The sequence below is a fragment of the Nocardiopsis sp. CNT312 genome (assembly GCF_000515115.1).
Lineage (GTDB): Bacteria > Actinomycetota > Actinomycetes > Streptosporangiales > Streptosporangiaceae > Nocardiopsis.
In genome coordinates this window covers 213,453-228,406 of record NZ_AZXF01000005.1, presented here as the reverse complement: position 1 = coordinate 228,406, position 14,954 = coordinate 213,453, and the positions used below count along the sequence as shown (strand labels likewise).

14 protein-coding genes and 1 tRNA gene are annotated in these 14,954 nt (G+C 69.2%); 13 read left to right on the top strand and 2 right to left on the bottom strand.

Annotation, left to right across the window (positions count from 1 at the left end):
• Nucleotides 1–113 precede the first annotated feature (113 nt).
• Entirely contained in the window at nt 114–1,403 is a 1,290-nt protein-coding gene (locus B042_RS0101195; RefSeq protein ID WP_028646684.1) for an ABC transporter substrate-binding protein, read from the bottom strand.
• A gap of 158 nt (nt 1,404–1,561) precedes the next feature.
• Between B042_RS0101195 and B042_RS0101190 the strand changes: the two genes are divergently transcribed.
• The 12 genes from B042_RS0101190 to B042_RS0101135 all read left to right on the top strand — a co-directional run bounded on the left by B042_RS0101190 (nt 1,562) and on the right by B042_RS0101135 (nt 13,016).
• Nucleotides 1,562–2,623 carry a LacI family DNA-binding transcriptional regulator gene (locus B042_RS0101190; protein WP_028646683.1) on the top strand — a complete coding sequence of 354 codons (1,062 nt, stop codon included), beginning with the start codon at nt 1,562–1,564 and terminating at the stop codon, nt 2,621–2,623.
• A gap of 167 nt (nt 2,624–2,790) precedes the next feature.
• Nucleotides 2,791–4,143: an MFS transporter gene (locus B042_RS21595; protein WP_081748535.1), complete on the top strand. Its 1,353-nt coding sequence runs from the start codon at nt 2,791–2,793 to the stop codon at nt 4,141–4,143.
• A gap of 971 nt (nt 4,144–5,114) precedes the next feature.
• The gene (locus B042_RS0101180; RefSeq protein WP_231493665.1) at nt 5,115–5,828 is read left to right on the top strand and encodes a methyltransferase; all 714 of its coding nucleotides are present in this window, start codon (nt 5,115–5,117) and stop codon (nt 5,826–5,828) included.
• Nucleotides 5,829–6,065: 237 nt separating this feature from the next.
• Nucleotides 6,066–6,476 carry a hypothetical protein gene (locus B042_RS24195; RefSeq protein ID WP_028646681.1) on the top strand — a complete coding sequence of 137 codons (411 nt, stop codon included), beginning with the start codon at nt 6,066–6,068 and terminating at the stop codon, nt 6,474–6,476.
• Nucleotides 6,477–6,576: 100 nt separating this feature from the next.
• Nucleotides 6,577–7,596, top strand: coding sequence for an ABC transporter substrate-binding protein (locus tag B042_RS0101170; protein WP_028646680.1), 1,020 nt, complete (start codon nt 6,577–6,579; stop codon nt 7,594–7,596).
• A gap of 86 nt (nt 7,597–7,682) precedes the next feature.
• On the top strand, nt 7,683–8,783 hold the full coding sequence (locus B042_RS21585) for an iron ABC transporter permease (RefSeq protein WP_036553531.1): 1,101 nt from the start codon (nt 7,683–7,685) through the stop codon (nt 8,781–8,783).
• Between the two features lie 47 nt (nt 8,784–8,830).
• On the top strand, nt 8,831–9,763 hold the full coding sequence (locus tag B042_RS21580; RefSeq protein WP_051415380.1) for a RimK family alpha-L-glutamate ligase: 933 nt from the start codon (nt 8,831–8,833) through the stop codon (nt 9,761–9,763).
• Between the two features lie 9 nt (nt 9,764–9,772).
• Nucleotides 9,773–11,011: an MFS transporter gene (locus B042_RS21575; RefSeq protein WP_036553530.1), complete on the top strand. Its 1,239-nt coding sequence runs from the start codon at nt 9,773–9,775 to the stop codon at nt 11,009–11,011.
• A 46-nt stretch (nt 11,012–11,057) separates the two neighbouring features.
• Nucleotides 11,058–11,855: an ABC transporter ATP-binding protein gene (locus B042_RS0101150; RefSeq protein ID WP_028646679.1), complete on the top strand. Its 798-nt coding sequence runs from the start codon at nt 11,058–11,060 to the stop codon at nt 11,853–11,855.
• Nucleotides 11,856–12,045: 190 nt separating this feature from the next.
• A complete protein-coding gene (locus tag B042_RS0101145; RefSeq protein WP_028646678.1) occupies nt 12,046–12,351 on the top strand; it encodes a hypothetical protein in 306 nt (101 codons plus the stop codon).
• 81 nt (nt 12,352–12,432) lie between these two features.
• Complete coding sequence (locus tag B042_RS0101140; protein ID WP_028646677.1) at nt 12,433–12,738, top strand: metalloregulator ArsR/SmtB family transcription factor; 306 nt, start codon at nt 12,433–12,435, stop codon at nt 12,736–12,738.
• Nucleotides 12,739–12,812: 74 nt separating this feature from the next.
• A complete protein-coding gene (locus B042_RS0101135; protein ID WP_081748543.1) occupies nt 12,813–13,016 on the top strand; it encodes a DUF2637 domain-containing protein in 204 nt (67 codons plus the stop codon).
• Nucleotides 13,017–13,361: 345 nt separating this feature from the next.
• On the opposite strand, the gene B042_RS0101130 is transcribed toward B042_RS0101135, so the two are convergent.
• Nucleotides 13,362–13,449 (bottom strand) — tRNA-Leu (locus B042_RS0101130).
• Nucleotides 13,450–13,606: 157 nt separating this feature from the next.
• Here B042_RS0101130 and B042_RS0101125 point away from each other — a divergent pair.
• Nucleotides 13,607–14,929, top strand: coding sequence for a M20/M25/M40 family metallo-hydrolase (locus B042_RS0101125; RefSeq protein ID WP_028646675.1), 1,323 nt, complete (start codon nt 13,607–13,609; stop codon nt 14,927–14,929).
• Nucleotides 14,930–14,954: the final 25 nt, after the last annotated feature.

Here is a 14,954-nt window from a genome sequence, read left to right as displayed (position 1 = left end):
CTTCGTGCGCGGAGCGCGACCTCTCCCGGGCGGCAGTCCCGAATGCGTGGTAGAACGATGCACTGCCGCCCCTTCCGCGATTGTGTCTGCGGGAGCACCGGGGGACGTCGGCATCAGGGCCCCTCGGCGATGATCGTCTCGGCCTTCCTGGCGAGTCCGTTGAGGGCCTCGGCGGGGGTGGCATCGCCGAGCAGGGCGTTTTCCAGCGCCGGCTTGAACTCCTCACGAATCTCGAGCCAGGTGGGCACCCCGCCCTCGGAGAAGGCGTGGTCGAGGTTGTCCACGGCGAAGGAGACGAGCTTGTTGTTCTGCACGTAAGGGGAGTCGGCCGCGCTGAGGACCGCCGGAATGTTTCCCCGCTGCTCGGCGGCCAGGGGCGACACCTTCTCGCCAGACAGGAACTCCACCAGCTTCTTGGCCTGCTCGGGGTGGCTGGTCTCCGCCGACATGGTGGCCAGCGTTCCGCCCTGGAAGAGTGCGGGGCGCTGCTGGTTCAGCATGAACCCGGCGACCTTGTCCTCGGCGATCAGCTCGGGTGCGCTCTCGGAGATCTGCCGCCACATGTCGTTGTGGCCGACCATCATGGCCGCTCGCCCCTGCACGAGGGGAGCGGCGACGGCCCCCTGCTGGGTGAACCCGTAGTCCTCGATCTTGTCCGTGCGGATGATGTCCACCATCCACTGGAGGGCGTCCACCGCTTCGTCAGAGTCGAAGACCGGGTTGCCGCCGTCGAACAGGTCGGCTCCGTGAGCCCACATCACAGGAAGATAGGTCTGGCGCAGGTCGTTGCTGAGGATGTCGACGCCGGCGCGGATCAGCTCGCCGTTCCTGCGGATCGTCAGCTCCTTCGCCATCTCCCTCAGCTCGGTGAGGTCCTGGGGCGGGGCCTCGATGCCCGCTTCGGCGAGGATGTCCTTGCGGTAGATACCCATCCTGGTGTCGAGCAGGATCGGGCGGGCGTAGACCTTGCCGTCGTATATACCGGGCTGGATCACTCGGGGGTTGTACATTCGAGCCAGTTCGGCCTCGGTCGCCCCCAGGTCGGCCAGGACCCCCTTCTCCGCGAAGGGCGGTACCCAGCCGACACCCATGAGCATGACGTCGTAGGGCTGGCCGCCCACGATCGAGGTGGTCAGCTTCTCGTTGAGCTTCCCGTACTCGGTGTGGTCGACCTGGACGCTGACGCCGGGGTTGTCCTTCTTGAAGTCTTCGAGCAGGGACGCGAGGAGCTCCTGCCCGTCCGCCCGGTCGAAGATCGGCGTGAGCAGGCGCAGCGAGGCACTGCCACCGCCCGACTCGCCGGGGGCGGCTCCGCCGCAGGCGGTCAGTGCCGTGCTGGCGACCGCTGCGGCACCCAGGCCGAGCAGGCTTCGTCTGGACAGGGATGAGGGGTATGAACGCACAACTGACTCCCTACAGTGGGACATGCACTGGGTGGGCGAGACTTGCGTTGATCGGGGTGCACCGATTTACTGGTGCATTGATGTATGAGACTAAGAACACTCTTACTTGATGTCAACATCGTGGAAACCTTGAGTTTTCAAGGCGAGCGGGGGCGGCTGTGGGTGGAATAACGATTTACCAGGTGGCAGCAGAAGCGGGGGTCTCACCTAGCACGGTCTCGAATTTGCTCAACGGCCGGACCGGCAAGATGCTCCCGGAGACCAGGGCCCGGGTCGAGTCGGCGATCCGGCGTCTGGGCTATCGGCCCAACCGGGCCGCCCAGCAGCTGCGTACCGGGCGAATCCATACGCTCGGGCTGATCGTGCCCTCGGTGGCCAACCCGTTCTGGGGCACGTTCGCACGCCACCTCGAAGCCGCGGCCCTGGCGGAGGGCTTCTACATGCTCCTGTGCAACAGCGAGCGCGACCAGGACCGTGAGCGCCACTACGTCGAGGAGCTCTGGGGGGACGGCATAGGTGGCGTGGTCCTGTGCTCCTCGCTCCCGTCGCTCGACCACGTGACGCCGATCGTCGAGGCCGGGCTCAAGCTGGTGGCCTTCGACCGCACCGCCCAACCCGGTGACCCGCACAACGTGGTGAACATCGGGACGGACAACGTGCTTGGAATGCGCCTGGCCACAGAACATCTGCTGGGGCTCGGGCACCGGAGGCTGGCCTTCGTGTCCGGATCCATCGGCAGCATCAACAGGGCCGAACGCTACAGCGGGTTCCGGCAGGCCATCGAGGCCGCCGGCCTGCCCCCGGAGGCCGGAATCGTGTGGTCGGGGGCGGACACCCTGGACTTCGACGACCGGGACACCGCCGAACTCGGACGTGTCGCCGCGCTGGAGATCCTCTCCTCTCCCCATCCGCCGACCGCGATCGTCGCCATCAACGACATGTGCGCGCTCGGTATCGTCTCGGGCGCCAGGGAGGCGGGCCTCGTGGTCGGCCGCGACGTCTCCGTGACCGGCTACGACGACATCATGCTCGCGGGTATGGCCCTGCCCGCGCTCACCACGGTGCGGCAGCCGGTGGAGGAGATGGCCGCCACCGCCTTCGCGAGGCTGCGCCAGGCCATGGACGGGGAGGGCGGGGAGACGGGTCAGTCCGTCCTGCACCGGCCGACACTGGTGGTCCGAGACTCGACCTCGGCGCCCGTGACATCCCCGGTCATGTAGCCGACCGCACCTTCTCACCACAGCCGAAGCCGCGGACACTCCCCGCACACACGCCTGGTCGTCGGCGGAGCCGACCCACCCAGGCCGTCGCTCCCGGTGTCGGCGGAGCCACGCAGTGGGATGAAAGCCGGCGTGCGCGCCGGACGACGATCAGGAGGCGAACCCGATTGAGCGCGGAACCCGGAAACGGTTCCACCCCCACACCCGACACCCGCGATTCGTTCGGAGCCCTTTCCCCCAGGGCCTCCCTGCTGTCCGCGCTGAGGGTGAGGAACTACCGCCTGTTCTTCCTCGGCCAGGTCGTCTCCAACAACGGTACATGGACGCAACGCATCGCCCAGGACTGGCTGGTCCTCAGCCTCACCGGCTCCTCGACCGCAGTCGGCATCACGACCGCCCTGCAGTTCCTGCCTCTGCTGCTCTTCGGCCTGCACGGCGGAGTCCTCGTCGATCGCCTGCCCAAACGTCCCGTGCTCATCGCCACACAAGTGGCGATGGCCCTCACCGCCCTCGCCCTCGCCGTACTCACCCTGACCGACCGGGTCCACGTCCTGCACGTGTACGCCGCCGCGTTCGCCGTGGGTCTCGCGACCGCGCTCGACAACCCCGCGCGCCAGGCCTTCCTCTCCGAACTGGTCGGCCCGGAACTGCTGCGGAACGCGGTCGGCCTCAACTCCGCGAACTTCCAGTCCGCTCGGCTGATCGGTCCGGCCTTGGCGGGGTTCCTGATCATGGGTGTCGGCACAGGTTGGGCGTTCCTCTTCAACGGGGTGTCCTTCGCCGCCCCCCTGCTCTGCATGATGCTGATGCGCGGTCGCGAACTGTACGCCGTCGAGCGCGCGCCGCGCGGGAAGGGGCAGCTGCGCGAGGGCCTGCGCTACGTCGCCGGCCGCCCCGATCTGCTCTGGCCCATCGTCCTAGTCGGCTTCTTCGGCACCTTCGCGCTCAACTTCCCCGTCCATCTCTCCGCCTTCGCCGACGACGTCTTTCATGCCGGTGCGGGCGCCTACAGCCTCTTCAACACCCTGGTCGCTGTGGGCTCCCTGGCAGGCGCGCTGCTCGCCGCCCGACACGAGGCCACATGGAGACTGCCCTTCCTCGCCGCGCTGGCCTTCGGCGTACTGCAGGCCGTGGCCGCCGTGGTTCCGACCCTGTGGAGCTTCGCGCTGCTCCTGGTCCCCATGGGCCTGTTCGCCATGGTCGTCAACGTCACCACCAACACCACCATGCAGACCTCCACCGCCCCGGCCATCCGCGGCCGGGTCACCGCGCTGTACATGATGGTCCTCCTCGGCGGCGCGCCTCTCGGCGCTCCGGTGGTCGGCTGGATCACCGACACCTACGGAGCCCGGACCGGCCTTGCTACGGCCGGCGCGGTGGCGGCTGCCACCGCGACGATGACCGGCCTTCTCCTCGTCAGAGCCGGCGGCCACCGGATCGTGGTCGGCTGGAGGTGCCCCTTCCCGCGGATCCGGATCGAGCCTCGGAAGACGGACGAGGGAGCCGACTTGGCCAAATGACCGGTGTCCGCGACGCCCGTGCCGAGCTTCCCCGGTCTGTCCGGAGACTTCCGGGTCCGGCTCGCTCAAGGACGGGCCGAGGAAGGAAGTCGGTGCGGCGGTGCCCGGGAGATACCCCGATAACCTGCGCGAGCGCGCGGTGCGCTCGTATCGCGGGTTCGACCCCAGGCCCCTTCGGCCGACCGGCCGAGCAGCTGAACACGCACCCCGAAACACCGCGCGACTGGATCCGCCGGGACGAGGCCGATCGGTGCCAGCGCCGCGAGGGGCCCAGCACCGGCACGGCCGAGGCGGGAACCCGGATTGTCCAGCGCGCCCTTGGCGACGGCCGCGAGCCCGGCCCGTGCCGGCCCGGATGGCCGGAAGGCCCAGGGCCGCGGTCGGCGCTCGCGCCGATCGGAGCGGCGTGGCGGCGACCCCTGCGCGGTTCCCGCACAACGATCTCACCGATGTGCCCGCGGATCATCGATCCCGTCGCTGAGCGGCTCGGCCGCAACATCGACAACGTGGACGCACCGGCCTACAGCGATACTGTCCACAGCCTCGCCAGCCCGGTTCATGCGGAGGCGCGCTGTACATTGCGTTTTCTCCTCCGTTCACGTCACTTTGGAGGTCGGAGGGGTTCCCGCTGGAACAAGGAATGTGCAACGACGGGGAGGGGCCGCCGTCGTCCCTGGATACTGGGTGCATGAAGCGGAACGTGCTTTCATGGTTACGTTGGGTGGATTCCCCGTCGGAGTATTCGTGTGTTAATAATGATAATCGTTTTCCAAAGATGATCGCCTGCTGCCCCTCAGCACGGTTGCCGACGGGGCGGGCGGGAGCCTGCACGAGGAGGATCACAGGGTCGTCAGAGACCTCGGTGATCGACCGAAGGGAACTTGACCGTGCGTCGACCGCCCCTTCCGGGCCACAAGCCCGGGCCGCCGGTTCAACCAGGCAGCGCCACTGATTGGGATCTGCACGCGCTGTTGCCGCACACGTTGGCCGCTGAGGAGATCCGGGCGATCAACAATCCCAGCCGGGCCATCCACGAGCACCGCACCTACACCTGGAACGGCTGGGACTTCGACCTGCCACCCGGCGTGTTCCACCCGGGGGAGACCAGTCGGCTGGTGCACAGCCGGTTGCTCGACGGGACGTTGCCGGTCGCCGGGCTGCGCTACGCCGCGATGGGCGCGGGGCTGGGCGTGGAGGCCGTGGTGGCCGGCGTCCGTGGTGCGAGGGTCGTCTACGCGCTGGACGTGCACCCGGAGAGCGTGCGCACCACCGCCCGGCACTACGAGCGGATCACTGGCGCGGACGCTCCGCCGCTGGTCGCGCTCGTGGCCGACGTGTGGGAGGGATTCCCAGAGGGCGAGCAGGTGGACGTCGTGACGTTCAACCCGCCGGCGATCGAACTGCCGCTGTCGGACGACCCGGAGATCGTGCGCAACCTGTGCCTGGGCCGCGACATCGCGACCCGGTTCTTCGACCAACTGGTGACCAGGGACCTGCTCGCTGCCGACGGGGTGGTGTACCTGATCGCGTCGAACACCGCACCGCTGCGCGACATCGTGGCGCTGGCCCTGGAGGCCGGGTTCGGCGCCGAGGTCGTGCACGTACAGGACTGGCCGGGCGACGACGTGCAGACCTATCTGTTCGCACTGCGCCGCCAGAGTGGCCGTCCCGGAGGGAAGGGTTGAGCGCGGTGCACGAGCACTACGCGGACGCCATCGCCGACCCCGACCAGCTCGTACCCGACCTGGTGTGCCTGCGGTTCGAGGCGATGAAGGTGCGTTCGGCTCTGGGCGCGGTGCGTCACCTCCTGGCCACGGAGGCGGTGCGCCCCGGGGAAACCCCGGTGGACAGCTCCAGCGGCATCTGCGCGCTGGCCCTGGCACCGGTACGGGATGTGCTGCCACATAGTCGGCTCCACCACAGTGGACGAGACGTTGCGGGTACAACTGGAGATCCTGGGCGCGACCTTCGAACAGATGCCGCCCTCGGACGACCTGATGCCGGACCGGAACCGACGGGTCGAGAGGGTCGGCAGGCCGCTGACCATCGTCAGCGGTGTGGGTACCGGCTCCTTGACCGGCACCCTGGCCTGCTACCTGCGGTCGGTCGGCCGGGACGTGAAGCTGATCGGCATCCAGCCGTTCGGCAGCGTCACCTTCGACGCCGAACACACCGCCGACCCGGACATGGTCATCGCCGGTCTGGCACCGTACGAGGTAGCCGGCAGTGATGGGATCGCGCTGCCCGGGTCCGTCGCCGACTGGGCAGTCCCGCCACCTTCGCCGCATGACGCCGTACCGGTCCCTGCTCGTGCCCCGAGCGGATCATTCTGACCTCTGCCCCCCGTCGGCGGAACTCTTCCCGCTTTCCCGGTCCAGCACCGGAACCGCGTGTCCGCCGCGGCCATTGGATGACCGAAAGGATCCCCTTCCCATGCAGAACAAGCAACAGTCCATGCGGCGACCCGTACGGCGTTCCAGTTTCGCCCTCGTGGCCGTCACCGGGCTCATGGCCAGCACGGCGTGCGGTGGTGGCGGTGAAGCGGTCACCGAAGCCGGCGCGGGGGACTTCCCGCTGACGGTGCAGAACTGTGGCCGGGAGGTCACCATCGAGGCGCCACCGGAGAGCCTGTACGTGATCGGAGGCGAGGCCGGGACGCTGGTGCACGCCGCTGGCGGCACGGACCGGATCAGTACGTTCTCCCCCTTGATCGGGGAGCCGCTCGGCGACGCGGAAGGTCCGCTCGGGGAGGCCGAGCAGACCCCCATCCAGAGCTCCGACGACATCTCCCGCGAGGTGATCATCGGTGCGGAGCCCGACTTGGTGGTCACCTTCGGCCTCAACGAGTTCAGTCCGGAGGACCTGGAGGCGGCCGGCATCCCGACGCTGATCATCAGCGGATACTGCGGCGGGTTCGGTGCCGGGCAGTCCGAGGTCGAGGATCCGCTGGAGGGCATCTACGCCGACATCACCACGCTGGGCCAGGTCCTGGGGAGCGAGGAAGACGCTGAGCAGGCGGTCACCGACCTGCGCGGCCGGGTCGACGCGGTGACTGAGCAGGCCGAGCAGTCGCCCCCGCCTGAGGGGACGGCCGCCGCGCTGTTCGTCGCGGGGCCGGACAGCGGGCTGGGCGCGTACGGCCGACGCAGCATGATCCACCAGCAGATGCGGTACGCGGGCCTGTCGAACGTCTTCGAGGACACCGACGAACGGTACTTCGAGCCGAGCACCGAAGCCCTCATCGAGGCCGCCCCGGAGCGGCTGATCGCGCTCTACGAGCCGGGCGACACCTCCGAAGGGGAGGTGCGTGACGCGCTCACCGGACGCTCTGAGCTCGGAGCGGTCCCGGCGATCGAGGCCGAGCAGGTGATGGTGCTCGACTTCTTCTACTCCGGGCACGGCACGCTCGCGATCGACGGCCTGGAGCAGCTGGCCGAGCTGATCAACGAATAAGTCCACCATGACCACCGCCGGGCGGGTGGACGGTGCCGGACGAGTGTTCCGGCCACCGGCCCGGCGGCCGCCGAAGAGGTACCGCGATGGCGTTGACCGCAGACCAGGACGACACACTCGGCGCGAGTGGTGTGCCACCCGACGATCTCGACCACAGCCGACGCACCCGGCGGACGCTGCTGTGGGTCGGGGGACTCACCGCGCTGCTGCTGGTCAGCATCCCGGTCGCGATCGGACTCGGTCCGGTGTCGATCACGCCCGGCACCGTCGCGCGCATCATCAGCAGCCACGTCCTCGGCATGCCGGAGGCGACCGGGACACCGTCCGAGGACAGCATCGTCTGGTTGGTGCGCACCCCCCGGGTCCTGCTGGCCGCCGTGGTCGGAGCGGCCCTGGCGATCGCCGGGGCGGCGCTACAGGCCCTGGTGCGCAACGTGCTGGCCGAGCCCTACCTGCTGGGCATCACCTACGGAGCCTCCACCGGCGCAGCGCTCACCATCCTGTTCGGTGTCGGTGCGTCGATCGGTGCGAGCTCGCTCACCGGCAGCGCGTTCGTCGGCGCGCTGGTCGCGACCGCCGTGGTGTTCGCGCTCGCGACCAGCGGAGGAAAGATCACGTCGGTGCGCCTGCTGCTCGCCGGTGTCTCGGTCGGCTACGTACTCCACGCCGCCACGAGCTTCCTGATCTTCGCCTCGGACACGCCAGAAGGTGCTCGAGCGGTGCTGTTCTGGCTGCTCGGCTCGCTGGCCAGGGCGGACTGGACCGGGGTGGCGACCGCAGGGGCGCCGATGGTGCTCGCGCTGGCGATCCTGCTGCTGTGGTCGCGAAAGCTGGACGCGCTCACCCTCGGGGACGACACCGCGCACGCGTTGGGCAGTCCGCCGGCCCGGCTCCGTGTACAGGTGCTGCTGGTGGTCGCCCTGTGCGTGGGCGCCGCGGTCGCGGTGTCCGGAGGCATCGGATTCGTCGGCCTGGTCGTCCCACACGTGGCCCGGCTCTGCGTCGGCGGCGTGCACCGCCGGCTGCTGCCGGTCGCCGCTCTGATCGGTGCCTCCTTCCTGATCTGGGCCGACGTGGTGGCCAGGATGGCATTCGTACCCCGAGAGCTGCCGATCGGCATCGTCACCGCCGTGGTTGGCGCGCCGTTCCTGTTGTTCCTGGTCCGCCGGATGAAGTCGGCGGCCTGATCCCACTGTCGCACTGCCGCACCCCGACGAGGAAGGCTCCGTCCACGATGGCTGAAGCACCGCTGATCGTCCTGCTCGGTAACGACGATGACGACGACGACCACCGCGTCCTGTTCGCCGAGATCCGCCGCCTCGGCGGGGCCGCCCGCCGGGTACACCCCGACGAACTGGTCACCGAGGTGACCGCGGAGGGCACCCGGTTCCTGGTGGACGGCTCCGAACTGGCGCCCGACCTGATGTTCGGCTGGGTCTACGAGGACTACCTGCTCCTGGGCATGAACCAGCTGGAGACCGCCCGGCTCTCCGGACTCCCCGTGGTCAACTCCGCGATGACGCTGCTGCGCGGGCAGTCGAAGTACCTCAACTCCGTGCTGCTGCACCGCGCCGGCGTACGGCACCTGCCGGTGCTGTGGGGCCGCGACGAGGAGACCCTGGTGTCCTGGACCGCCGAACGCGGATATCCGATGGTGACCAAGCCGCTGATGAGCTCCCGGGGCCGCGGGATGTACCGGCTGACTGACGAGGCGTCGGTGCGCGACTACACCGGTTCGCTCGGTCCCGGGCCCGAACAGTACTACGTCCAGCCGTTCGTTCCGGCCGGGCACCGCGACACCCGTGTGCTGTGCGTCAACCACCATGCGGTGGCCGCGGTGACGCGGATCGCCCCAGAGGGCACCTGGATCTCCAACGCCCCCGGCAACACCCGCCACCGTGCCGAGCTCACCCCCGAGCTCTGTGCCATCGCCGAGGGCGCCGCGCGAGCGATGAACGCGTTGTTCGCAGGTGTCGATGTCGCCCACGATGAGCGGACCGGCGAACTGCGGGTCTACGAGGTCAACACCTGCCCCACCTGCACTGCCACCTACCGCGAACTGGGCACGGACCCGGTACCGCTGATGGAACTGGCCTCCTTCCTGGTGGCCGCCGCCCGCGACTTCGACGGGGCGCGCGCCGGCTGGCGTCCCTCGGTCGCGGTCTGAGGTGCCACGATGCTCTCGATCCTGCGCAACCGCCGCTTCCGGCTGGCCTGGCTGAGCTACACCGCGTCCAGCACGGCCACTTCACTCACCCCGGTGGCGCTCACCCTGTTCCTGCTCGACACCCACGGCGGGGTGGCGGTCCTGGGGCTGGTGCTCGGCTCACGCACGGCGGGCTTCGTCGTCGGTGCGGTCGCCGGCGGGATGATCACCGACGGCTACCCCCGCCGTACCGTGCTCACCACGGCGAGCGCAGTCCGCGGAACGGCGATCCTGGCGTCGGTCGCCGCGTTCACCGTGTCGGTGCCGGCGATCTGCGCCGCGATTCTCGTGGCCGGGATCGGCGAGGGCATCTTCCGCGGCGCGTACCAAGCCCTGATCGGCGAGGCGGTGGCCGAACCGGACCGGCAGCGGGCCAACGCGCTGTCCACACTGAGTAACCGGCTGATGCTGGTCGGCGGGCCGACCCTGGCGGCCCTTCTCTACATCACGGTCGGCGGTCCGGTCACGCTCGCGGCCACCGGCCTGCTCTGGATCTGCTCGGCCGGGTTGGCACTGCTCCTCCCGCGCGGCGAGCGCCCGCCGTCCAACGACGCCCGGCGGCGCCCGTTCGCCGACTACGCCGAGGTACTCCGCGAGGCGGGCAGGCACCGCTGGTTCGTCACCGGGCTCGGCGCACTGGTGGTCTGGCTGGCACTCGGGTTCGCGGTGCAGCAGTTGACCCTGCCGCTGGTCAGCCGGAACGACCTGGGTGGCAACACGTTCCTCGGCATCGCGCTCGGCTGCTACTCCGCCGGGGCCGTGGCCGCGGCGCTGCTGTTGTCGCGCTGGACTACGCGCCGACCCGGGACCGTCGCGTTCGTGGGGCTCAGTCTCTACGGCCTGGTACCGCTGGCGCTCACCGTGCCGTCGGTATCGCCGCAGTGGGGCGCCGCGCTGGTGCTGCTCGCCTACTTCCTCGGCGGGATCGGGATCGAGGCGTTCAATATTCCTTGGTTCAGCGCCATCCAGAGGGAGGTGCCGCCGGAACGGATGGGCCGGCTGTTCTCCTTCGACTTCATGGTCTCCCACGGTGTCGCGCCGCTGGGCCTGATCGCCCTGCCCTACGCGCTGACCTCGATCGGCCAGACCCCGGTGCTGTGGGTCTGCGGACTGCTGACCATCGCCGCGGCGCTCAGCGCGCTGGCGGTGCCCGGCGCCCGCGACCTGGCCGATCCCAGGACGGCCACACGGACCGAGGCGGTCCTGTGACGACCACGGCCCCTTCATCGCCCCCACTCCACGAGAGTCGCCCAACGTGATCAGTGCAGCAGACGTGACGTTCGCCTACGACGGAACCCCCGCGCTCGCCGGGGTCGAGCTCCACGCACGCTCAGGCCGTGTCCTCGGACTCATCGGCCCGAACGGCAGCGGGAAGACCACCCTGTTGCGCATTCTGTACGCCGCGCTCACCCCGCGGCACGGGACCGTGCTCGTCGACGACGAGCAGGTGAGCGCACTGTCGGGTCGGGACCTGCCCCGGCGCATCGCCGTGGTGGCCCAGGAAGCGCCGCCGGAACTACCGGTCACCGTCGCCGAGATGGTCCTGCTCGGCCGTGCTCCCCATCGCTCATCGCTACAGGCCTACACCGCCGACGACCACCGCATCGCCGCGGCTGCGCTGCGGCGTGTCGGGATCCGCCACTTGGCGGACCGCAACTTCGCCGCCCTGTCCGGAGGTGAGAAACAGCGCACCCTCATCGCCCGTGCGCTCACACAACAGACCGGTCACCTGCTCCTGGACGAACCGACCAACCACCTGGATATCCGCTACCAGCACGAAGTCCTCCAGCTGGTGCGTGCCCTCGGCATCACCACGGTCGTGGTCCTGCACGACCTCAACCTGGCCGCGCGCTACTGCGACCACCTGGTGCTGCTCGACCAGGGCCGCGTGGCCAAGGCCGGGCCAACCGTCGACGTGCTGACACCCGAGGTGCTCGAACCCGTCTACCGGATCTCGGTACGCGTCCTGGAGGACGGGGACCGTGTGCAACTGGTGTTCCGGCCGCACAGCGATACTCCGTCAGAACACGTCGGGAACCAGCGCATGCCGTAGCGAACCACGGTCAGTCGCTGGCAGTCGTCCTCAGGTACGCCTCGCCTGTGGGGGCTCCTGCCTTGTAATATGCAAGTATTGCTATACATTGATTCCTTGTACGGCGCTGGGACGGCCGCATGCCCTCCGCGGGCGGAGGCCCCTCCGGCGACCGTGTACCGAGCATTCCGCCACGGCAAGGAGGCCGATGATGACCAGCACGACCGAGCACCGCGCGCACAGCGATCACCCGCACGTCCACGGCGAGTCCTGTGGACACGTGACGTTCCCGCACGGCGACCACGTCGACTACGCGCACGACGGGCACGTCCACCGGGTGCACGAGGACCACGTGGACGAGTGCGTCCCGGCCGGCCACGTCGTCCACGAGGGGCACGGCGCGCACGAGCACGGGCACGGCTGCGGCCACGTCGCCGTCCCGCATGAGGACCACGTCGACTACCTGCACGACGGGCACCGGCACGCGGCACACGAGGGTCACTGGGACGACCACTGACCGATCCGCCCCGGTCGGTGGCGGGGGCCTGCCGTGACCCATGGGGGAATGGAAGCCGTTTTCATTTGCTAATATGCGCATATGACTACGCCTTCCGTTCTCGACCCCCTGCGGGAACTGCACCCGGCCAGTGAGCTGCTCCGGGCACTGGCCTCCCCGCTCCGGCTGGGCATCGTGCGGGAGCTGGCCGAGGGCGGCAGGTGCGTCCACGAACTCGTGGACGCCCTGGAGGCGAGTCAGCCCCTGGTCTCCCAGCACCTGCGTGTGCTGCGCGCGTCGCGGATCGTCACCGCCCAGCGCAGGGCCCGGGAGGTCGAGTACTCGCTCGTCGACGATCACGTCGCGCACATCGTCCTCGACGCTATCCGGCACGCCGCGGAGTCCTGAGCGCCACTCTCGCCGCAGGTGAGCCCCCTCTGGAGCGGCGGTTGCCCTTCGGGGCGATCGCGGATCGGTCGTCGATGATCGCGACCGTGGTGAGCTACGGCCATGTGTACGAAGCCCAGCGCCACGGTGAGCCGGAGCGGCGGTCGGCCCTGTTCCCGCTCTCGGTCGACGGCATGATCGTCGTCTCCTGCATGACCCTGCTCACCGATGCCCGCCACGGTCACATGGGCCCGGCCGGCAGAGATCTCCGGTCCCGAGAACCGGGGACGCATCGGTGACGACGTACAGGGTGGGCACGGCGGATGCGCGCTCCGCGGTCACTCCGGTCCACCGCGCGGTACCACCAGAGGGCTTCCCGGCCAATGCATGAGTCCCCGGTAGGGGGTGTTCGGGCAGCGCGGTCTTCGAACACCCCTCCTCCCGTGCCGGACCGGAAGACCGACACCGCCAGCAGGGAGGCGCTCTGGCCCTTCATCGCCCTGATGCTCTGACCTGCGACATGGGGACTTCGAGAGTGTCCGAGGGGGAGACGGCCCCCACGCCTGTGACCTGAGGAGCCTCGTGGAGGCTGTCCTGTGGCAAAAGAAAACCCCTGCTCATGGCAGGGGGTTTCACTGGTGATCTGGTGTCCGAGGGGGGACTTGAACCCCCACAGCCTTAACGGCCACTAGCACCTCAAGCTAGCGCGTCTACCTATTCCGCCACCCGGACCGGTGCGATGGCCAGCGGATCTCGCCGCCGGACACGACAACCATAGCAAAGGTCTGAAGTGGCACGAACCAGTTTCCCGCCGTCGGGCCGCGGTGTGACAGGCTCGGGAACGTCAGTCAGTAGGCCGAGAGGGCGAGGCCGGACGGGAGCTGGACAGATGGCAGAGCCGGAGCAGGGGTTGAGCACCGCGGAGGTCGAGGTCGTCGACCTGTGCAGGGAGCTCATCAGGATCGACACCTCCAACTACGGCGACCACTCGGGGCCCGGTGAGCGCGAGGCCGCCGAGTACGTCGCCGGGAAGCTCGACGAGGTGGGCGTCGAGTCCCGGATCTATGAGAAGCACCCCGGCCGCAGCAATGTGGTCACACGGATCGAGGGTGAGGACTCCAGCCGCCCGCCCCTGCTCGTCCACGGGCACCTGGACGTCGTCCCGGCCGCCGCCGAGGACTGGACCCACCACCCCTTCGCGGGTGAGGTCGCCGATGACTGTGTGTGGGGCCGCGGCGCCGTCGACATGAAGAACATGGACGCCATGGTGCTCGCCGTGCTGCGCCAGCGGATGCGCGAGGGCCGCCGCCCGCCGCGCGACATCGTGCTGGCCTACCTCGCCGACGAGGAGGCCGCCGGGACGTGGGGCGCCCGCTACCTGGTCGCCGAGCACCCCGAGCTGTTCGCCGACTGCGACGCCGCGATCAGCGAGGTCGGCGGCTTCTCCTTCACGGTGAAGGACAATCGCCGCCTCTACCTCGTGGAGACCGCGGAGAAGGGCATCGCCTGGATGAAGCTGACCGCGCGCGGCACGGCCGGGCACGGTTCGATGGTCAACGACGACAACGCGGTCACCGAACTGGCGGCGGCGGTGGCGCGCCTGGGCGAGTACCGGGCACCGGTGCGGCTCACCCCGACCGTGCGCACGTTCCTGGAGGAGATCTGCGAGGAGTTCGGGATCGCCTTCGATGAGAGTGACGTCGACGCCACGGTCGCCCGGCTCGGCCCGATCGCCAGCATGATCGGTGCCACGCTGCGCAACACCCTCAACCCCACGGTGCTGGACGGGGGATACAAGGCCAACGTCATCCCCGGTGAGGCCTCCGCGCAGGTGGACGGCCGCTTCCTCCCCGGAACGGAGGAGGAGTACTTCGAGCAGATCGACCGGCTGCTGGGCCCCAAGGTCGACCGCGAGTTCATCGCTCACCTGCCCGCCGTCGAGACCCCCTTCGAGGGCGGGCTGGTCCACGCCATGCAGGCGTCCCTGCTGGCGGAGGACCCCGGGGCCAAGGCCGTGCCCTACTGCCTCTCCGGCGGTACCGACGCCAAGAGTTTCGCCAAACTCGGGGTGCGCAACTTCGGGTTCTCGCCGCTGAAGCTGCCTCCCGAGCTGGACTTCTCCGGCATGTTCCACGGGGTCGACGAGCGTGTCCCGGTCGACGGCCTTCGGTTTGGTGTGCGGGTGTTGGACCGGTTCATCGACATGATCTGACTATGTCCCGCTTTGTCAGGGCAGG